21 protein-coding genes and 1 pseudogene are annotated in these 17,302 nt (G+C 68.4%); 12 read left to right on the forward strand and 10 right to left on the reverse strand.

The features are described from left to right. Nucleotides 1-98 precede the first annotated feature (98 nt). Nucleotides 99-1,058: a bifunctional riboflavin kinase/FAD synthetase gene (locus tag ABZ412_RS15455; protein WP_357281091.1), complete on the reverse strand. Its 960-nt coding sequence runs from the start codon at nucleotides 1,056-1,058 to the stop codon at nucleotides 99-101. A 174-nt stretch (nucleotides 1,059-1,232) separates the two neighbouring features. On the opposite strand from ABZ412_RS15455, the gene ABZ412_RS15460 reads away from it, so the two are divergent. Further along, on the forward strand, nucleotides 1,233-2,006 hold the full coding sequence (locus tag ABZ412_RS15460; RefSeq protein ID WP_357281093.1) for a metal-dependent transcriptional regulator: 774 nt from the start codon (nucleotides 1,233-1,235) through the stop codon (nucleotides 2,004-2,006). 20 nt (nucleotides 2,007-2,026) lie between these two features. Here the strand turns inward: ABZ412_RS15460 and ABZ412_RS15465 are convergent, their stop codons facing one another. From ABZ412_RS15465 to ABZ412_RS15480, 4 genes are all read right to left on the reverse strand, one after another. After that, nucleotides 2,027-2,488, reverse strand: a complete 462-nt coding sequence (locus ABZ412_RS15465; RefSeq protein WP_357281095.1) for a phage tail protein — start codon at nucleotides 2,486-2,488, stop codon at nucleotides 2,027-2,029. A gap of 191 nt (nucleotides 2,489-2,679) precedes the next feature. Further along, entirely contained in the window at nucleotides 2,680-3,414 is a 735-nt protein-coding gene (locus ABZ412_RS15470) for an SDR family oxidoreductase (RefSeq protein WP_357281098.1), read from the reverse strand. A 68-nt stretch (nucleotides 3,415-3,482) separates the two neighbouring features. Then, nucleotides 3,483-3,782 carry a hypothetical protein gene (locus ABZ412_RS15475; RefSeq protein ID WP_357281100.1) on the reverse strand — a complete coding sequence of 100 codons (300 nt, stop codon included), beginning with the start codon at nucleotides 3,780-3,782 and terminating at the stop codon, nucleotides 3,483-3,485. Nucleotides 3,783-3,909: 127 nt separating this feature from the next. Beyond that, the gene (locus ABZ412_RS15480) at nucleotides 3,910-4,314 is read right to left on the reverse strand and encodes a hypothetical protein (protein ID WP_357281102.1); all 405 of its coding nucleotides are present in this window, start codon (nucleotides 4,312-4,314) and stop codon (nucleotides 3,910-3,912) included. A gap of 251 nt (nucleotides 4,315-4,565) precedes the next feature. Here ABZ412_RS15480 and ABZ412_RS15485 point away from each other — a divergent pair, with 251 nt between their 5' ends. Both ABZ412_RS15485 and ABZ412_RS15490 read left to right on the forward strand, forming a co-directional pair. Then, nucleotides 4,566-4,973 (forward strand): YciI family protein, encoded by a 408-nt coding sequence (locus ABZ412_RS15485; protein ID WP_357281105.1) that lies wholly within the window; start codon nucleotides 4,566-4,568, stop codon nucleotides 4,971-4,973. Continuing rightward, nucleotides 4,970-6,114 (forward strand): annotated as a pseudogene (locus tag ABZ412_RS15490) (DUF6596 domain-containing protein). Before ABZ412_RS15485 ends, ABZ412_RS15490 begins: the two are co-directional and overlap by 4 nt. An 8-nt stretch (nucleotides 6,115-6,122) precedes the next feature. Here the strand turns inward: ABZ412_RS15490 and ABZ412_RS15495 are convergent. Further along, a complete protein-coding gene (locus ABZ412_RS15495) occupies nucleotides 6,123-6,722 on the reverse strand; it encodes a TetR family transcriptional regulator (RefSeq protein ID WP_357281107.1) in 600 nt (199 codons plus the stop codon). Nucleotides 6,723-6,782: 60 nt separating this feature from the next. On the opposite strand from ABZ412_RS15495, the gene ABZ412_RS15500 reads away from it, so the two are divergent. Further along, nucleotides 6,783-7,520: a nuclear transport factor 2 family protein gene (locus ABZ412_RS15500; RefSeq protein WP_357281110.1), complete on the forward strand. Its 738-nt coding sequence runs from the start codon at nucleotides 6,783-6,785 to the stop codon at nucleotides 7,518-7,520. Nucleotides 7,521-7,800: 280 nt separating this feature from the next. Continuing rightward, complete coding sequence (locus ABZ412_RS15505; RefSeq protein WP_357281630.1) at nucleotides 7,801-8,670, forward strand: SAM-dependent methyltransferase; 870 nt, start codon at nucleotides 7,801-7,803, stop codon at nucleotides 8,668-8,670. Nucleotides 8,671-8,837: 167 nt separating this feature from the next. Here ABZ412_RS15505 and ABZ412_RS15510 read toward each other — a convergent pair whose 3' ends face one another. Further along, nucleotides 8,838-9,446: a TetR/AcrR family transcriptional regulator gene (locus ABZ412_RS15510; RefSeq protein WP_357281113.1), complete on the reverse strand. Its 609-nt coding sequence runs from the start codon at nucleotides 9,444-9,446 to the stop codon at nucleotides 8,838-8,840. A 40-nt stretch (nucleotides 9,447-9,486) separates the two neighbouring features. Next, nucleotides 9,487-9,798: a hypothetical protein gene (locus tag ABZ412_RS15515; RefSeq protein ID WP_357281115.1), complete on the reverse strand. Its 312-nt coding sequence runs from the start codon at nucleotides 9,796-9,798 to the stop codon at nucleotides 9,487-9,489. A 3-nt stretch (nucleotides 9,799-9,801) separates the two neighbouring features. Here ABZ412_RS15515 and ABZ412_RS15520 point away from each other — a divergent pair, with 3 nt between their 5' ends. The 6 genes from ABZ412_RS15520 to ABZ412_RS15545 all read left to right on the forward strand — a co-directional run bounded on the left by ABZ412_RS15520 (nucleotide 9,802) and on the right by ABZ412_RS15545 (nucleotide 14,248). After that, the gene (locus ABZ412_RS15520; protein WP_357281118.1) at nucleotides 9,802-10,581 is read left to right on the forward strand and encodes a saccharopine dehydrogenase; all 780 of its coding nucleotides are present in this window, start codon (nucleotides 9,802-9,804) and stop codon (nucleotides 10,579-10,581) included. Further along, nucleotides 10,581-11,513: an alpha/beta fold hydrolase gene (locus ABZ412_RS15525; protein WP_357281120.1), complete on the forward strand. Its 933-nt coding sequence runs from the start codon at nucleotides 10,581-10,583 to the stop codon at nucleotides 11,511-11,513. The genes ABZ412_RS15520 and ABZ412_RS15525 overlap by 1 nt, the downstream gene beginning before the upstream one ends. 71 nt (nucleotides 11,514-11,584) lie before the next feature. Further along, entirely contained in the window at nucleotides 11,585-12,646 is a 1,062-nt protein-coding gene (locus tag ABZ412_RS15530; RefSeq protein WP_357281123.1) for a patatin-like phospholipase family protein, read from the forward strand. Nucleotides 12,647-12,745: 99 nt separating this feature from the next. Beyond that, a complete protein-coding gene (locus ABZ412_RS15535) occupies nucleotides 12,746-13,672 on the forward strand; it encodes a DUF808 domain-containing protein (protein WP_357281125.1) in 927 nt (308 codons plus the stop codon). Nucleotides 13,673-13,806: 134 nt separating this feature from the next. Then, entirely contained in the window at nucleotides 13,807-14,001 is a 195-nt protein-coding gene (locus ABZ412_RS15540; protein WP_357281127.1) for a DUF1918 domain-containing protein, read from the forward strand. A 46-nt stretch (nucleotides 14,002-14,047) separates the two neighbouring features. Beyond that, nucleotides 14,048-14,248 carry a DUF5988 family protein gene (locus ABZ412_RS15545; protein WP_357281129.1) on the forward strand — a complete coding sequence of 67 codons (201 nt, stop codon included), beginning with the start codon at nucleotides 14,048-14,050 and terminating at the stop codon, nucleotides 14,246-14,248. Between the two features lie 243 nt (nucleotides 14,249-14,491). Here ABZ412_RS15545 and ABZ412_RS15550 read toward each other — a convergent pair whose 3' ends face one another. Then, complete coding sequence (locus tag ABZ412_RS15550; protein WP_357281132.1) at nucleotides 14,492-15,121, reverse strand: TetR/AcrR family transcriptional regulator; 630 nt, start codon at nucleotides 15,119-15,121, stop codon at nucleotides 14,492-14,494. Between the two features lie 90 nt (nucleotides 15,122-15,211). On the opposite strand from ABZ412_RS15550, the gene ABZ412_RS15555 reads away from it, so the two are divergent. Further along, nucleotides 15,212-16,216: a carotenoid oxygenase family protein gene (locus ABZ412_RS15555; protein WP_357281134.1), complete on the forward strand. Its 1,005-nt coding sequence runs from the start codon at nucleotides 15,212-15,214 to the stop codon at nucleotides 16,214-16,216. On the opposite strand, the gene ABZ412_RS15560 is transcribed toward ABZ412_RS15555, so the two are convergent. After that, nucleotides 16,155-17,282, reverse strand: a complete 1,128-nt coding sequence (locus ABZ412_RS15560; RefSeq protein WP_357281136.1) for a serine/threonine protein phosphatase — start codon at nucleotides 17,280-17,282, stop codon at nucleotides 16,155-16,157. The two genes, ABZ412_RS15555 and ABZ412_RS15560, sit on opposite strands and share 62 nt — an antisense overlap. Nucleotides 17,283-17,302 lie beyond the last annotated feature (20 nt).

The following is a 17,302-nucleotide window of genomic DNA, read 5'->3' on the forward strand; positions in this document are numbered from 1 at the left end:
CGTGAGAATCGGGGTGGGCGCCGCCGCGGACCGCAGCAAACCCGATGGGCCAGCCTACCGGAGTGCCGCGTGGTCGCGGAAATCGGCCCCGGCGCGGGCTACTCCTCGGTGTCGCCGCCCAGCACCTTGCGGGCCTGATCGCAGTCGCGGCGGATGGCCTCGACCAGTTCCTCGATCGACTCGAACTTGCGCATGCCGCGCAGCTGCTCGACGAAGTCGACGGCCACGTGCTTGCCATAGAGGTCGGCGTCGAAGTCGAGGATATGCGGCTCGACGGTGCGGTTGCGGCCGTCGAAGGTCGGGTTGGTGCCGACCGAGATGGCGGTCATGTGGCGGGTGCCCGCCAGCGGGTCGCCGCTCTCGAGGACGGTGAACCAGCCCGCGTACACGCCGTCGGCGGGGATGGCGGCATGCATGGTGGGGGCCACGTTGGCGGTCGGGAAGCCCAGGCCCTTGCCGCGGCCGTCGCCGTGCACGACCACGCCCTCGACGCGGTGCGGGCGGCCCAGCGCCTCGGCGGCGGCGCCCACATTGCCCTCGGACAGGCAGCCGCGGATGTAGGTGGAGGAGAAGGTGACCGCGTGCTCACCCAGCAGCTGCACGCCGTCGACCTCGAAGCCGTAGCGGTTGCCCAGCTCCCGCATGGTGTCGAGGGTGCCGGCGGCCTGCTTGCCGAAGGTGAAGTTGTCACCCACCACGACCTCGGACACGTGCAGGCGGTCCACCAGCAGTTCCTCGACGTACTCCTCGGGGGTGAGCTTCATGAAGTCACGGGTGAACGGCATCACCACGAACACGTCGATGCCGAGTTCCTCGACCAGTTCCGCGCGCCGGTCCAGGGTGGACAGCTGCGGCGGATGCGTTCCCGGGCGCACCACGTCCACCGGATGCGGGTCGAAGGTCATCAGCACCGACGGAACGCCGCGCACCGCAGCGGATTTCACCGCGCGGCTGATCAGCTGGGTATGCCCGCGGTGCACGCCGTCGAACACCCCGATGGTGAGGACACACCGGCCCCAGTCCGCGGGCATCTCCTCGAGGCTTCGCCATCTCTGCACACCGGAAGCCTACGCAAAGCGCGTCTCGGACAATATTCCGCCGTGCGGAAGTCCACGGCCGGAAGCATGCCCGTCACCGTGTGTTCACCGGTCCGGGGCGCTCGGCGGCGGGTGCCTCTACCAGCGAGCGCGCCGATGTGTGAAACCGCGCGGCATGTGCCTAAGCTCGGTTACGTGCCCGGAAAACGAGACATCGCCACCCGCCGCGAGCTGGCCGATCCGTCCGCACCTTCCGAACCTCACGGGACCACCCTCACCGCCGCGAGCGGGGCGTCCAGCGTCGCGCCGGTGCTGTCGTCGGTGGCCCAGGATTATCTGAAAGTGATCTGGACCGCGCAGGAGTGGTCGCAGGAGAAGGTGTCGACGAAGCTGCTGGCCGAGAAGATCGGCGTGTCGGCGTCGACGGTGTCCGAGGCGGTCCGCAAGCTGGCCGATCAGGGTCTGGTCGAACACGCCCGGTACGGGGCCATCACCTTGACCGAGGACGGGCGGCGGGCCGCCGTCGCCATGGTGCGCCGGCACCGGCTGATCGAGACGTTCCTGGTCAACGAGCTCGGCTACGGGTGGGACGAGGTGCACGACGAGGCCGAGGTGCTCGAGCACGCGGTGTCGGAGACCTTGATGGAGCGGATCGACGCCAAACTCGGGCATCCCGACCGGGATCCGCACGGCGACCCGATCCCGTCGGTGGACGGGGCGGTGCCGACTCCCCCGGCGCGGCAGCTCAGCGATTTCGGGGCGGGTGAATCCGGGCGGGTGGCACGGATTTCCGATTCCGATCCGGCGATGCTGCGGTACTTCGATTCGCTGGGGATCGCGTTGGATACGCCGATCGCGGTGGTCGAGCGGCGCGACTTCGCGGGGACCATCGCGGTGCGGGTGCAGGAGCGGACCATCGATCTGGGCAGCATCGCCGCCGAGGCCATCTGGCTCAGCGAAGCTCACTAGGCCGAGAACGCCGGTCGGGGTCAGTACTCGCCCTTGATGACGAAGAAGGACCCTCGAATGGTGCCCGCCAGCTTCGATTTCTGCCGGGCGAATTTGAACGAGTCCAGCTCCTCGGGGATTTCCATGCCGTCGGAGAGTTTGAATCCGACGGCGCGCTTGCCGGAGTCCTCGAGGGTGTACATCACGTTGATCGACAGGCCGCTCTCGTAGAAGACATAGGCCATGCGAATGCCCTCGACCTCGAATTCCGTTGCCTCGAGCGGCTTCGACTCGATGACGATCCGGCGCTCATCGGCGAGGATCTTGCTTACCCACGCAATGGTCTTCTTCGCCTTGCTCGCGGGCTCGACCGTGAAGACGTGGTCGTACTTGTTCTTGAAGTAGCGGGCCTCATTGGCCCGCAGGCCCGCCAGGGCGGGTGCGACCGGGGACGACTCCAGGCCGACGGTCGAGACCGTGGTGAAATCCACCGCATAGGACATGCCGAATCTCCTGAACGTGTCGGTCGTTTCGTGCCGGACCCTGCTCTCGAATTCTGCGCAATCCTAACTTCCTCGGACGGCTGTCCCGGTCAACCCGCGCCCGGGGACGTCCGTTCTCCCCCGCCGCGGTGGCGTGCGGGCCGTCGGTGGACTGCACCCACATCACCCTCCGACCAGCACCCGGCACCGGCTCACACCAGCCGGTGCCCGCCGTCCACGTGCGCCACGGTCCCGGTCACGAACGCGCTCTTCAGCAGCGAAACCACCGCCACCGCAATATCTTCCGGCTGCCCCAGCCGCCGCGCGGGCAGCTTCTCCGCCATCGCCCGCCACCGCTCCTCCTTGTCCGGCCACGGCATCGCCTCCCAGATCCCGGTCATCACCCACCCCGGCGACACCGCGTTCACCCGCACCGGCGCCAACTCCACCGCGAGCGCCCGCACCAACCCCTCCAATGCCGCGTTCACCGCCGCCACCATCGCCCCACCCGCCGCCGGCCGATACGCCGCGATCCCGGAAACAAAGGTGAGCGACCCGTTCTCGCTGAGCCGCGCGTGTTTGGCCAACAACATCGACCCGATCAATTTCGTCTCGATGAACCCCCGCCCTTTCTCGAAATCGAACGTGGCGATCGGCCCATAGGTCCCCGCCACATCCGCCGCGGTACTGATCACATGGTCGACAACCCCCACCGTCTCGAACACCCGCGAGACCTGCCCCTCATCAGAGACATCCGCCGCGACCGCACTGACCTTCCCGTCCCCCAACTCCCGCACCGCATCGGCCAGCCGTTCTTCCGACCGCCCGACGATCACCACCTCATACCCCTCCGAAAGCAGCGAATCGGCAATGGCGAACCCCATCCCCGACCCACCTCCCACCACAACCGCACGCCCAGCCCGCCGCCCAATCCCGTTGTCCGTCATGCCATTCAGCCAACCGCCCCGAATGGCCCCGGTCCACGACGCAGCACCGAACCCGCGTTAGCCCCGCACTAACACCCGAGGCCACCAGGTCTCGGAGATCCGAGCACATCACGAAAGGTGACCCGAGGCTCCCCCACAATCCCGATCCGCCGGGCCGCCGGAATGAGCCGCTCGGCAACGAACCGCCGAAACGCCTCCTCCGACTCCCACACCTCGGCAACCCGAATCCCGTTCTCCGTGGCCACGACCCACCCGAACAACCCCCCATCGGGCATCGGCCCGCCGGCAGGCGCCCCCACCATCTCCAGCACGCGCGCGTACTGCTCGATGGTCACCCCATCGAATTCGATTTCCACCCCGACCACCATGATCAACCCCCCTTACCGTCGAGAACCCCATTGGGCCAGATCCCTTCCACCCCAGCACGACCCCGAAACTCGGGGCAATAGAACGCCCGCGCCGACTCGGAAGTCGGCGCGGGCGTGGGGAGTTGGGTCAGGCGGTGTGGAGGGCCTCGGTGATCTTGCGGGTCATTTCGGTGACGGCGGGCTGGGGGGCGGGGGTGGTTGCGGCGGCGGCTTCGAGGGCGGTCAGGACGGTGGTGCGGAAGTTGTCGGCTTCGGCGGGGTCCTGGTGGGTGAGGAGGGTGGTGGCGGTGGTGAGGGCGGGGAGGACCTGGTCGGCGAGCTGGGCGACGGTCTTGCCGGGGAGGTGGATGTCCTTGGACTTGGCGTTCAGGAGGTGGCCGATGGGGCCGGTGGCGGAGAGCAGGGCGAGGGAGCCGACGGTGGCGGCCTTGCTGGGCTTGGCGGAGGCGGCGGCCAGCAGGGAGACGGCGCCATAGGCGGCCGAGCGGATGGTGGCCTGGTCCTGGGCGGTGAGGTTGAGGGTGGCGGACATGGTGGGTTCCTTCGAAAGTTGTTGTGGTGGCTCCCGATCCGGTCTGGGTCGGGGCCGTTCTCGTTCGATGGGAGTACTTTGTCCGGCGTCGCTGACAGCGCACTGATGGCGGGCTGACGCGGTCGCTGACACGCATGTCGGTTGGTTCCGAAATTTGTCGGCGGTGGGTGTCGAGAATGGGCGGGTGTCTCCGTCCCAGGGGTGACAGACACATTCGACCTGGATGGTCGGAGCGAACCTAGGGAGACATCATGGCCAAGTATCTGCTGCTCAAGCACTATCGGGGTGCACCGGCGGCGGTCAATGACGTGCCGATGGACCGGTGGACGCCGGAGGAGGTGACCGCGCATGTGCAATACATGCGGGACTTCGCGGATCGCCTGGAGCGGAGCGGGGAGTTCGTGGACGGGCAGGCGCTGGCGCAGACCGGGACATGGGTGCGGTACGACGGGGAGGGACAGCCGCCGGTGACGGACGGGCCGTTCGCGGAGACGAAGGATCTGATCGCCGGGTGGATGGTGATCGACGTGGACTCCTACGAGCGGGCGATCGAGTTGGCCGGGGAGCTGTCGGCGGCGCCGGGGGCGGGCGGGAAGCCGATTCACGAGTGGCTCGAGCTGCGGCCGTTCCTGAGCGAGTCGGCGGCGGCGACCGAGTGAACGAGGCGCTGCTGCGTGAGCTCGTCCCCGCGGTGATCGGCGTGCTCGTGCGCCGCGGGGCCGAGTTCGCGGCCGCCGAGGACGCGGTGCAGGAGGCGCTGATCCGGGCGTTGGAGACGTGGGAGGCCGATCCGCCGCGGGATCCGAAAGGGTGGCTGGTCGCGGTCGCGTGGCGGAAGTTCCTGGATGCCGCGCGGGCCGAGACCTCGCGGCGGGGACGGGAACTCGCCGTCGAGGAGGAGCCCGCGGCGGGCCCGGTGTCCGCGACCGATGACTCGCTGTGGTTGTACTTCCTGTGCGCGCATCCCTCGCTGTCGCCAGGATCGGCGGTGGCATTGACGCTGCGGGCGGTCGGCGGGTTGACGACTCGGCAGATCGCGGCGGCCTACCTGGTGCCGGAAGCGACCATGGCGCAACGGATCAGCCGGGCCAAGCGGCGGATCACCGGGCAGCCGCTGGATCGGCCCGGGGATCCGGGGACGGTGCTGCGGGTGCTGTATCTGGTGTTCAACGAGGGCTACAGCGGGGATGTCGACCTGGCGGCCGAGGCCATCCGGCTCACGCGCCAGCTGGTCGCCGCGACCGAGGAGCCCGAGGTGTCGGGCCTGCTCGCGTTGATGCTGCTGCATCACGCGCGCCGCGCGTCCCGCACCGGGGCGGACGGTCGCCTGGTGCCGCTGGCGCAGCAGGACCGATCCCATTGGGACACAGTCCTGATCGCCGAGGGCGTGGCGATACTACAAGCCGCGCTCGCCCGCGACCGGCTGGGCGAGTACCAGGCCCAGGCCGCCATCGCCGCGCTGCACGCGGATGCCCCGAGCACCGCGGAGACGGATTGGGTGCAGATCGTCGAGTGGTACGACGAACTGCTCCAGCTCACCGACACTCCGTGGTGCGGCTGAATCGCGCGGTGGCGGTCGGTGAGGCGGACGGGCCGCGAGCCGGGCTGGCGGAGTTGGCCGATCTGGACCCGAATCTGCCGCGCCACACCGCGGCCCGCGCCTACCTCCACGAACGTTCCGGGGACCTCGGGCAGGCCGCGGACCTCTATGCGGAGGCATCCCGCGTGGCCGCCACCGTGCCCGAGCGTGACCACCTCACCCGGGAAGCTGCGCGGGTTCGGCAGGCACTGCGTTCCTGAGCCCGTGATCAGGACCGGGTGACCGCACCGAGCTGTGGCACGAGTTGTGTTGCGACAGTGGAGACATGCTTGACGAAGGCGGCCCGGTCGGTGCCGAGACTGCCTTCGGTCCACTCCACGAACAAGGAGATGATCGCCCCGAACAGCGCGGAGAACCGCATCCGGATCGCCGGGTCGTCGGGCGATCCGGCGACGAGGTCGCCGAGCGCGGCGGTGGTGATGGCCGGAATGGTGTCGCGGACGTACCGGCGCAGGCGGGCGTCGGCGACGGGTTCCATCAGCAGGATTCGGCAGATGCGCGGGTCGGACTCCAGCAACCGGGCGGCCGCGTCGAACAGGCCGGCCAGATCGCGGGCCCCCATGGCGGGCCGGATGGCCTCCTCGAGTTGCACGAGCGCCGCCATGTACACCGCGTGCAGCAGGTCGTCGATGTCGGCGAAGCTCTCGTAGAAGAACTTCTGGCTCAATCCCGCCTCACGGCACACGGCCCGCATGCCCAGCGCGGCAACACCTTCCGTTCCGGCGATCGCGGTCCCGGCCTCGACGAGCCGGACGCGCCGGTCCGCCACCCGGTCGTCGGTGCTGCGCCCGCCATAGCTCCTTGACACACCGAGACGATATCAGGAAGCATCTGCTTCAGAAAGCAGTTGCTTCCCGATGGAGTCGCGATGTTCACCGACCACCAGTTCCAGCAGGCCCTCGCACAATCCCGCCTGGCCCAACCGATCCCGAAGATCCTGAGCAACCGAGCCGCCCCGGTCGAAGTCCTCGACGAGCAGGCCCTGACCGCCATGACCACCGCATGGTTCGACGAATACGAGCAGAAGATCGCGTTCTACGCCGGGCACGGCCTGGACATCGCCTGGACCCTGGACTGGGCCAAGAAGTACTGGTGGAGCTGGCAAGCCCGCGACATGAGCTACAACCACGAGCTCTACACCCCCGACCTCCGCTACAAGGACGTCACCACTCTGGGCGCCACCATCGTCGGCCTGGACGAGTTCGTCGCCTACAACTTCGCCTTCTTCGACGCCATCCCCGACTGGCGTTACGACCCCATCCCCGGCCAGTCCTTCGTCGACATCACGCCCGGTGGCGAGGTGCGAATAGTGGTGCGCTACTACGGCAGCGGCCACCTGCGCGGCCCCTTGAAACTGCACCCGTACGGCGACGACGCCGTCTCCATCCCCGGCAACGGCGCCTTCGTCCAGTGCACCGCCGTGGACCGCTACCACTTCAACACCGACCGCCTCATGTACGAGGGCGAGACCCTCTACGACCTGGTCGACGCCGTACAGACGGCCGGATTGCTGCCGGGCCCCCGGACCGGCTCCTTCCGGTGGATGATGCGCGGCGCGGCCCTCGCGACGCGGGCGGCAACGGCTTTCGGCCGCACCGCCCGCTGACTCTCGGCTCGACACGCTCCCAGCGGCGGGGAGTTCGAGATTGCGCATGGCGACCAGCGCGGGCGCGCACAAGGTCTCCCCGCCCTGGTCGACGCCATCGATGTCGGCCGCCGCGACCGTGATCGCTGTGCGGGCCTTCACGACCGCACCCGACCGGCAGCAGACACTCGCGGGTGCCATGACCCCGCGTGGCACAACCCACACCCGATCACCCACCTCGATCCTCTATAAATGTAGAGGGCACCCGATGCGGATCGGGCGGGCGAAGGAGTTGAGCCGAATGTCGTTGCAACCACTGGTCACTCATGTGTCCGATACCGCGCGGTGGGTGGCCGCGCACCGCGCGATCGAATCCGCTCGGCCGGACGCGTTGTTCCGCGACCCGCTGGCCGACCGTCTGGCCGGTCCGCGCGGCCGCGAGATCGCGGCGGCCGCCGGGCAGTCGATGGCGGACGACTGGTTCCTGGTCACCCGCACCCGGCTGATCGACGACCAGATCGCCGAGGCGGTCGCGGCCGATTGCGATCTCGTGCTGAATCTCGGCGCGGGACTGGACGCCCGGCCGTATCGGATGGATCTACCGGCCGAGCTGCGGTGGATCGAAGCCGACCTGCCCGGCCTGATCGCCGAGAAGAACGCGGTGCTCGCCGAAGAGACACCGCGGTGCCGCCTGACCAGAACGGCCCTGGACGTCACCGATTTCGCAGCTGTCACAACGTATCTCGACTCGGTGCTCACCGGAGTTCGCAAGGCTTTGGTGATCTCCGAAGGATTGGTGATGTACCTGCGGGAGACCGACGTGGCCGCATTGTCCGCGGCGCTGACCCGGCCCGAGATCGCCGGATGGTGTCTCGATGTCAGTTCGGCCGGTGTCGCGCACCTGATGACCGACCGCAACGAGGGCCTGCTGCGGCGCGCACCGTGGACCTTCCTGCCCGCCGAGGGCGTCGCCTATTTCGAACACCTCGGCTGGGACGCCACCTACCTCGAATCGATCGTCGTCGCCGCCGCTCGCTTCGATCGGCTCGCGCTCCCCGTCTCCCCCGAAGAACTCGAAGCCCAGCAGCCGGACCCGCGGGCGCCCGGCGACCAGCCCTACAGCGGTGTCGTCCGCCTGACTCCCACTCGACCCGGCGACCGCGCGCGCTAGCGGCGGAACTCCGCCACGGGCGCGAATTCGGCGTTCGCGGTCGCCGACTTGGTTGCGGTGCCACCGTTCTCGACGGTGGCACCGCACGCGGCCGACGACCGCGAACATGCTGGGCGACCGGCTCGCCGCCGGAATCCGATCGTCCGAGACCGCTGCGGCACAGTGGATTACGTGTCGCTCAGGCCCTTGTTCAGTAGGTGCAGGGCAGCGTCGACGGTGGCTGTGATGAGGGCGTCGTCGAGCGGTCCGGTGGCCGGAAGCATGGCGTGCAGCAGCAGCGGCCCGGTCAGGATGTCGGAAACGAGGGCGGGGTGGGCGAAGGGTGGGATTTCGCCGCGGTCGACGGCGCGTTGGAACATCGCCTCGGTCGAGCGGCGGCGCGGCGCCATGAAGCCTTCGTGGAACAGCGCGCTCCACCGGGGGTCGCTGCCGAGATCGCCGAGCAGTCCGGCGATACCCGCTGCGACGACCGGGGTTTGGAAGAACTCGACCTGCCGGCGTTGCAGCTCGATCAGGTCGTCGCGCAGGTTGCCGGTGTCGGGCGCGGGGTCGGTGCCGAAGTGCGCGGCGATGGCGCTGGTGAGCAGTGCGACGCGTCCCGGGAAGCGGCGGTACAGCGCGGTGCGGGTGGTACCGGCGAGGGTGGCGACCCGGTCGACGGTCACCGCGTTGTAGCCGTCGGACAGCAGCAACTGTTCGACGGCGGCGGCGATGGCGGCATCCAGGGCCGCGTTTCGAGGGCGGCCCATGGCGGCGGATTTCTTCTTCTCAGACATACGCTACGAAGTGTAGCGAATGACCCTTGCCAGACATACGCTACAAGTTGTAGCGTATGTCCATGGGCGAAATCTGGATCATCGGCGCGACCGGCCGCGCCGGACGCAGCATCACTGCCGAGTTGACCACCGGCGGCCACCAGATCGTGCTGGTCGGCCGCAATGCGGAACGGCTGGCCGCGGCCGCCGCCGCGGTCGAAGCGCCGGGCGGGCCCCGCCGCGGACGCTGGTCACCGACGATCCGGCGGGCCGCATCACCGCGGACACGCCGGATGTCGTCGTCAATACGGTCGGGCCATTCGGTGCGACGACCGTCCCGACCGCGCGGGCGTGCGTGGCCGCGGGCAGTCATTACGTGGATCTGGCCAACGAATTCGAGCCTGTGCGTTCGTTGCTGGAGTTGGATTCGGCGGCCCGAGCCGCAGGGTCGACGCTGGTGACCGGTGCGGGATTCGGCGTCCTGGCCAATGAGGCGCTGGTATACGAGCTGTGCGCGGGACGCCCGGCCCCGACCCGGGTCCGGGTCGCGGCGATGCCCGTCGTCGACGGCCTGGGACCGGCGGTGCTGGCCAGTGTCGTGGACGCTGCGGCGACCGGCGGGCTGATCTACCGCGGCGGCCGCCTCGAACGGACGCGGCTCGGGGCGCACCTGCAACACATCCCGTTGCCCGACGGGACGACACGCCCCACGGTGGCGGTACCGACCGGCGAGTTGGAGGCCGCGGTCCGCGCCTCCGGCGCCGGTGACGTGATCGCGACCTCCAGCGAGGTGCCCACCGGCCGCGCGACCCGAGCCGTGCTGCCGGTCGTGGGCGCGATCCTGCGGGTCGATGCGGTGCGGCGCAGCGTGATCCGGCTCATCGATCGCTTCGGACTGACACCGCCGAGCGCGCCGGGCGACACATCGTGGGCATACGCGTACGCGGAATGGGAAGGCGGAGAGACCCGCCAGGCGTGGTTGCGCACCGGCGAGGGTTACGCGTTCACCAGCCGCGTGGCGGCCCGGGTCGCGGCCCGGCTGGCCGACGGCGACGGCCGCCCCGGCGCGTTCACTCCCGGCGCACTGTTCGGCGCCGATCTCGCCCGATCCGCGGGCGGCACGATCACTATCGATTCGACGGCCGAGGAGCTGTGATGACCGACTTCACCCGAGAGCACGTACGTATCCCGGCGGGCGCGGACACCGAACTGGACTGCTGGCTGTACCTGCCGTCGACACCGGGACCGCATCCGGCGGTGGTGATGGCCCACGGTATCGGCGGAGTCAAAGCGGCCGGGCTGGCGCCGTTCGCGGAAGTCTTCGCCGACAACGGCTTTGCCGCCCTCGTGTTCGACTACCGGCACTGGGGTCGATCCGGCGGCACACCGCGCGAACTCCTGTCGATCCGCCGGCAGCGGGAGGACTACCGCACCGCGCTGTCGTGGGCGCGCCGCCATGATGCGATCGACAACGACCGATTGTTCATCTGGGGAACGTCTTTCGCCGGCATGCACATCCTCGATGTCGCCGCCCACGATCCCGGGTTGGCGGGCGCCATTGCGCAATGTCCCCTCGTCGACGGCCCGGCCGGGATGGCGAAGGTGCCCCCGGCTCGCGCACTGCGGCTCACCGCCACCGCGGTCGCCGACCTGTTCGCGGGCATCGCGGGCAAGTCGCCGAAGTACTTGCCGGTCAGCGTCGGACCCGGCAGCCACGGCGTGATCGCCACGAATGACGCGCTCGATGGACTGGATCGGCTCACCCCGGCGGACGGCGAGCCGTGGCCCAATCGGATCACCGCGCGTTCGTTGCTCGACATCGCCGTGCACCGTCCGGTCCTGGCGGCCGGTCGAATCCGTTGCCCCCTGCTGATGGTCGTCGCCGAAACCGACTCGATGGCTCCGACCGGACCGGCCACCCGGGCCGCCGCCCGAGCGCCCCGGGGCGAGCTCTACCGCAGCCGCGGCGGGCACTACGACGTCTACGCGGGCGGTCTCGACCACACCGATGTGCTGCGCGTCGAATTGGAATTTCTCAACCGACACGCCGGCGACCGCGCACGAGCGGGCCACGCCACTGACGCGTGAGCGGCTCGACTTCCGGTCGCGGCAGCGCGTAGCCCGCAGGCTTCATCTCCGCATCGGACAACGCCCCGACCGTGGTCGCCAGCCACCGGAACGACACGTGGGGCCGGATGCGCACCCGCCGGCAATTCACGGTCGGCCCCGACGGCAGGTCAGCCACATCGACACCGGCCGAGCGTGATCCGACTCTCCATGCCGACGCAGCCGACTTCGCTCAACGCCCCGCGACGACGGCGAACGTCGTTAGGATGGGGAGTCACAGTGTCGATCACATGTCCGTTGGGGCCGTGCGGCGTTCGATTGTTCTGGGTGGCGGCGGCGTCCTGGGTTCGGCGTGGATGGCGGGTCTGGCCGCTGAATTGCGCCGCCGGGGAATCGATTTGGGGTCGGCCGACTCGATCGTCGGCACGTCCGCGGGTGCGATCGTCGGGGCCGCACTGATCGTGGGGCGGGATCTGGATTCGTTCGCCGACGATCCACGCCGTCCCGGGAGCGCGGAATCGCCGAGGGCGGTGATACCGGAGCTCCTCGCCAAGGTCTTCTCGGTGATCGCGGACCGGACGGCGGATCGTGCGACGGTGCGGCGCGAGGTGGGGCGGCTGGCGATGACCGTGGAGCCCGCCCAGCCGGCGCATATCGCACCGATGGAGTGGCTGGTCGGCGGCAACGACTGGCCGGATCACCGGCTCCGGATCGCGGTCCTGGACGCGGCCACCGGCGAGCGCCGGGTCTGGGACAGCGGCAGCGATGTACCGCTGGCCACCGCTGTCGCGGCGAGCCGTTCCTTTCCCGGCACCTTCCCGCCCGTCGTCGTCGGAGACCGCTACTACATCGACGGCGGGGTGTGGTCGCCCACCAATGCCGACCTCGCCGCGGACTCGGACATCCTTCTCCTGATCGAACCGTTGGCACACCGATTTCCGCCGCAACTGATTCAGGCCGAACTCGCGGCCACCGTGGCCGACACCGTGGTCCGTTTCAGCCCCGACGCGGCCACACTCGGCATCATCGACGGGTTCGAAACCGATCCGGACGTCGTCACGAGCTGGCCCGCGGCGTTCCAGGCGGGCATCCGGCAGGCGGACGAACTGGCACAGCGGTTGCTCGACGCGGGCTGGTCACCACCGAAGCCCTGATGCGCGATCGAGCACCACAATCGGCGGCGGGCGGGGGGCGGAGTTGCCGTGGATGTCCGAATAGCCGCTCCCAGCCGGTCGGCCGGTAACCTGCCAGGCATGAGTGCAGGCCTGTTCGGACTCCTCGATGACGTGGCCGTGCTGGCCCGGCTCGCGGCTGCTTCCCTCGACGACATCGGCGCGGCCACCGGGCGGGCGACCGCCAAGGCCGCCGGTGTGGTCATCGACGACACCGCCGTGACACCGCAGTACGTGCAGGGCATCACGGCCGACCGCGAACTTCCGATGATCAAGCGGATCGCGATCGGATCGCTGCGCAACAAGCTGGTCTTCATTCTTCCGGCCGCCCTGATCCTCAGCCAGTTCGCGCCGTGGCTGCTCACGCCGATCCTGATGGTCGGTGCTGCCTACCTGTGCTTCGAAGGCGCCGAGAAGGTGCTGGGCCGGTTCCTGCACCACGACAGCCATGACCCCGAATCCGAGGGTGTCGCCGACGAGAAGGCGATGACCGCGGGCGCCATCCGCACCGACTTCATCCTGTCCGCTGAGATCATGGTGATCGCCCTCAACGAGGTTGCCCACCAGTCGTTCTTCCCGCGGCTGATCATTCTGGCCATCGTCGCCGTGGTCATCACCGCCGCGGTGTACGGCGTCGTCGGCGTCATCGTGAAGATGGACGATGCCGGGCTGGCACTGGCCCAGCGCTCCTCGACGTTCGTGCGGGCCGTTGGCCGCGGACTGGTGACGGGAATGCCGCGACTGCTGGCGGCGCTGTCGATCATCGGCACGGTCGCGATGCTCTGGGTCGGCGGGCACATTCTGCTCAGCGGCACCGACACGCTCGGCTGGCACACGCCGTACGCGTGGGTGCACCACGCCGAGGAGGCGGTCCGCGATGCCGTCGCCGGCGTCGGCGGACTGATGGGGTGGCTGACGAACACGGCCGCTTCGGCGGTCATCGGATTCGTCGTCGGCACCATCGTGGTGCTGGTCGTTCAGGCGCTGCCGTTCACGAAGAAGCACTGATTCGGGTGCGCCTTGACGGGTCTTCGAGGACCAGCCGGCGGTAGTCTCCAGGTATAGCCGTTTTCGCCAGAATCTTTGCGGCCGGATCGGGTAAGCAATCACCTGGATCAGCACTCGCCGAAAAGGGGTTCGTTATGAAAGCCAGCGTAGGTGACCAGCTTCTGGTCCACGGCCGGACTGTCGGACAATCCGACCATACGGCCGAGGTTATCGAGGTAATGGGAGAGGAAGCCGCTCCGCTGTACCGCGTCCGATATGACGACGGGCACGAGACGATCATGAGTCCCGGGCCCGACACCACCGTCCGGCACGTCGGCACCGGAGACTGAACCGACGGAATGACGCCGACCTGGTCGAGCACCGAAGGAGCGTGTGATGGACCCGATGGCATTCCTCGAAGGCGGACCGGCCGACCTTCCTTCTCGAATCGTTCCGCTCCCGCCACCGGGTGAAGAGGTGAAGATCCAGCATCGCGGTGGTTATGAGCATTTCGAGAACTCGCCTGGACATATCGAGACTCCCGAAGGCCGGCTGCCCGTATACCTGTGGTGCCGACGAACCGAGATCGCGGAGTAACGAGAAGATCCGCGACCATCGGTTCCACGAGGTATTTCCTGTCGGCGGCTACAGGCTGAAGAAAGACCCGGAAGCTGACTTTCTGCTGATTGCCCAGATCTCGGTCGGCGGCAGTGGCTTTCACTCCCATTTGCGGGGTGATCCCGATTCGCGGGTCTTGATGCCCTCGGCCGCTTTGACATCCACCTCGCTCGGGGCAGTACAACTGTCGAGAAGAAGAGGAACCGACCGGTAGCGATGCGATCAGCGTCGCGCCTGTTCGACGACACTGACGCACATGCGGGCGCAGGTAGCGGCGAGCTGGTCGGCGGTCAGGTCCGTGGCGTGGTCGAGCCAGGTCTCGATGAGCTGGTTGACGCCGCCGGTGATGAACAGGGCTGCGCGGCGTAGCGCTTCGGGGTCGTAGTCGCCGGGCAGGGCGTCGGGGACATTCTGAACGACGAGGTCGGTGATGGTGGCCAGGACTTCGCGGCGGCGTTGAGCCAGGACCGGCACGGCCTGGAAATCACTGGCGATGATGCGGTGGATGCGCCGGTCGTCGGCGATGGCCTGCAAGAACGCACCCAACGCCGCGCGGAGCCTGTCCTCGGCGGTCCCGTCCGCGGTCAGACCGGATTGCACCAGAACGGACAGCAATTCCTCGCGCAGCTGGTCGGCCACGGCGGCGAGGAGTTCGTCGCGGCCGGCGAAGTGCTCGTAGAAGTAGCGGTCGATCAGCCCGGCCTGCTTGCACACCCCGCGCACGGTCACCGCGGACAGTCCGGACTCGCCCCAGACTTCTCGCGCCGCGGCGAGCAGCCGGGTACGGCGTTCGGCGCGACGGTCCTCGGCGCTGATGCCGCCGTAGCTGCGAGCGGTTGCTGATCTGGCCATTGACAGCACTCTAACCCCTCCCTACATTGGCAGACATACGTCATCAGATGACAGTTGTCATCAGATTAGCGATTCAAAGGAGAATCCGCGATGACCGCCAGCCTCACCGCGTATCGCGCCACCACCGCACCCCTGCTCGACGAGCACGACTACACGGTCGAGCAGATCGACGGACGACTGCCCCGCGAGCTGACCGGCACCCTGTACCGCATCGGACCGGGCAAGTTCCAGGTCGGTAAATCCCTGCTGCACAACGTGTTCGACGGTGACGGCATGATCTCGCAGTTCGTGCTCGACGGTTCGTCGGTGCGTTTCCGCAACCGCTACGTACGCACCCGTCACTTCGAGCACGGGCGGACCAGCGACCGGGTGCGCTACCGCGGTGTCGGTGACCAGATCCCCGGCGGCCCGCTCGCCAATATCGGACGACTCCCCGCGAACGTGGCCAACACCAATATCGTCAACTACGCCGGTGGGCTACTGGCCCTGTGGGAGATGGGCAACCCGCACCGCATCGACCCCGACTCCCTGGAAACCTTGGGCCCCACCGACTTCGGTGGTCGGCTCGGATTCCTCGGCGCGTTCTCCGCGCACCCGAAGTGGGATCCGGCCACCGGCGACATGTACAACTTCGGACTCGACCTGCTCCCCACGCCCCGCCTGCGCACCTACCGCATCGACCGCGCGGGACGGTGTCACCGGCTGGCGACGATCCCCCTGTGGGATCTGCCCTGGAATCACGACTTCGCGCTCACCGACTCCGCCATGGTGTTCGTGCTCGACCCCGTGCTCCCGAACATCCCCAAGATCGCACTGGCCACCGACTCGTTCATCGATTCCCTGGAATTCAAGCCCGCCAAGGCCACTCGGTTCCTGCTCGTCCCCAAACGCGGGGGCCGTCCACGCATCGTCGAGCACGAAGCCCTGCTGCACGTGCACCTGACCAACGCCTACGACGACGGGGACGACGTCGTCATCGAGCTGGTGCGTCTGGATACCGAGTGGGAGCGCTTCCGCGCCATGACCGGCATGGTCAACCTCGATACCCCCGACACCCACCGCCTCGCCCAACCGGACGCACCCGTCCGCCCCTGAGCACTCCCCCGCAAACGCACTCGTCCGGCGGGATACCGCGGCGAGAGAACGCCGGGTCGATTCGGCCGGCGATGTAATCCGTCTGGAGTTCGCCGTCGAACAGCTTCCAGAGGAAGGCGTTCATGGTTGCGGCGGCAGAGGCGTGGCGGGACAGGATTTCGGCCACTACGGGCGGGACGTCGGACGGGATATGACCGGCGGCGCAGTGGATCACGTATTCGTTGCGGGCTACCGGGCCGCCGGTGGCGGGCATCGGGATTCCGCAGACGTCGGTCACCAGCCAGTTGACCAGGCGCATGGCGACGTAGGCGGCGTCGTGGGTGGTGTGGCGTTCGACGAAGTCGCGTTCGTCGGGTGACAAGTCGAAGTGCGGTGAGGTGGCCAGGCCGAAGTCGGTGAGATAGAGCCGCTCACCGTCGGTGCGAATGTTGCCCCAGTGGGCGTCCATGTGCAGCAGCTGGTGATCTCGCAGGAAGGTCACGATCTCGGCGAGCTGGTGCTCGATCGTCGCGGCCTTGTCGACCGGGTTGTCGCGCAACATATTCGCCGCCGCGTGGGGGATGTATTCGGAGAACAGGAGCAGCGAGGACGGGGCTGCGGCCAGCGCTTCCAGGCGGGTCCGAACCGCTCGCGACCCGCCTTGGGCGGCGACGACCTTGTCGATGTCGGCGTGCTCGGCCGCGATCGGCGGGCGGCCCGGCAGCACCCTCCAGTGGTAGAGCATGGGGAATGACTCGGTCTCGCCGGCCAGGATCGCGTTGGTGACGACGTTGTTCGCGGCGAGCTCACGCCACGTGTTGAAGCTCGGCCCGCCGATTCCGTATTGGCAGTGCAGCGGGAGATCGAAGAGGTTCGCCGTGGAGGCCGGGTGGGCCAGCTCCCGCTCGGACAGCGGGATGCGTTTGACGAACACCTGTACGCCGTCGACGTCGAGGACCGCGGTGCTACCGCCCACCCCCACGCCGACGGTCCGGCCGTTGTCCAGGAGCTTGGCGAGCTCGTGGTCGCTGTGGTTTCCCAGCTGATCCGAGAGTCGTTGGTGCCGCTCTGTTCTGGGGGCCGTCACCGGACAAGTCTGCCACCGGT

The sequence above is a fragment of the Nocardia sp. NPDC005746 genome (genome assembly GCF_040630785.1).
GTDB lineage: Bacteria > Actinomycetota > Actinomycetes > Mycobacteriales > Mycobacteriaceae > Nocardia.

What these genes read in the sequence shown, in the direction of transcription:
- ABZ412_RS15475 (WP_357281100.1), bottom strand. Translation starts at nt 3,782, where the DNA reads ATGGTGGTCGGGGTGGAAATCGAATTCGATGGGGTGACCATCGAGCAG.
- ABZ412_RS15515 (WP_357281115.1), bottom strand. Translation starts at nt 9,798, where the DNA reads ATGACTGCCCGCGGCCACGCACGCCCGCGCGGTCGGGACGGTCGTCGC.
- ABZ412_RS15465 (WP_357281095.1), bottom strand. Translation starts at nt 2,488, where the DNA reads ATGTCCTATGCGGTGGATTTCACCACGGTCTCGACCGTCGGCCTGGAG.
- ABZ412_RS15545 (WP_357281129.1), top strand. Translation starts at nt 14,048, where the DNA reads ATGGACCCGATGGCATTCCTCGAAGGCGGACCGGCCGACCTTCCTTCT.
- ABZ412_RS15550 (WP_357281132.1), bottom strand. Translation starts at nt 15,121, where the DNA reads ATGGCCAGATCAGCAACCGCTCGCAGCTACGGCGGCATCAGCGCCGAG.
- ABZ412_RS15480 (WP_357281102.1), bottom strand. Translation starts at nt 4,314, where the DNA reads ATGTCCGCCACCCTCAACCTCACCGCCCAGGACCAGGCCACCATCCGC.
- ABZ412_RS15505 (WP_357281630.1), top strand. Translation starts at nt 7,801, where the DNA reads ATGTCGTTGCAACCACTGGTCACTCATGTGTCCGATACCGCGCGGTGG.
- ABZ412_RS15535 (WP_357281125.1), top strand. Translation starts at nt 12,746, where the DNA reads ATGAGTGCAGGCCTGTTCGGACTCCTCGATGACGTGGCCGTGCTGGCC.
- ABZ412_RS15525 (WP_357281120.1), top strand. Translation starts at nt 10,581, where the DNA reads ATGACCGACTTCACCCGAGAGCACGTACGTATCCCGGCGGGCGCGGAC.
- ABZ412_RS15540 (WP_357281127.1), top strand. Translation starts at nt 13,807, where the DNA reads ATGAAAGCCAGCGTAGGTGACCAGCTTCTGGTCCACGGCCGGACTGTC.
- ABZ412_RS15555 (WP_357281134.1), top strand. Translation starts at nt 15,212, where the DNA reads ATGACCGCCAGCCTCACCGCGTATCGCGCCACCACCGCACCCCTGCTC.
- ABZ412_RS15485 (WP_357281105.1), top strand. Translation starts at nt 4,566, where the DNA reads ATGGCCAAGTATCTGCTGCTCAAGCACTATCGGGGTGCACCGGCGGCG.
- ABZ412_RS15470 (WP_357281098.1), bottom strand. Translation starts at nt 3,414, where the DNA reads ATGACGGACAACGGGATTGGGCGGCGGGCTGGGCGTGCGGTTGTGGTG.
- ABZ412_RS15500 (WP_357281110.1), top strand. Translation starts at nt 6,783, where the DNA reads ATGTTCACCGACCACCAGTTCCAGCAGGCCCTCGCACAATCCCGCCTG.
- ABZ412_RS15510 (WP_357281113.1), bottom strand. Translation starts at nt 9,446, where the DNA reads ATGTCTGAGAAGAAGAAATCCGCCGCCATGGGCCGCCCTCGAAACGCG.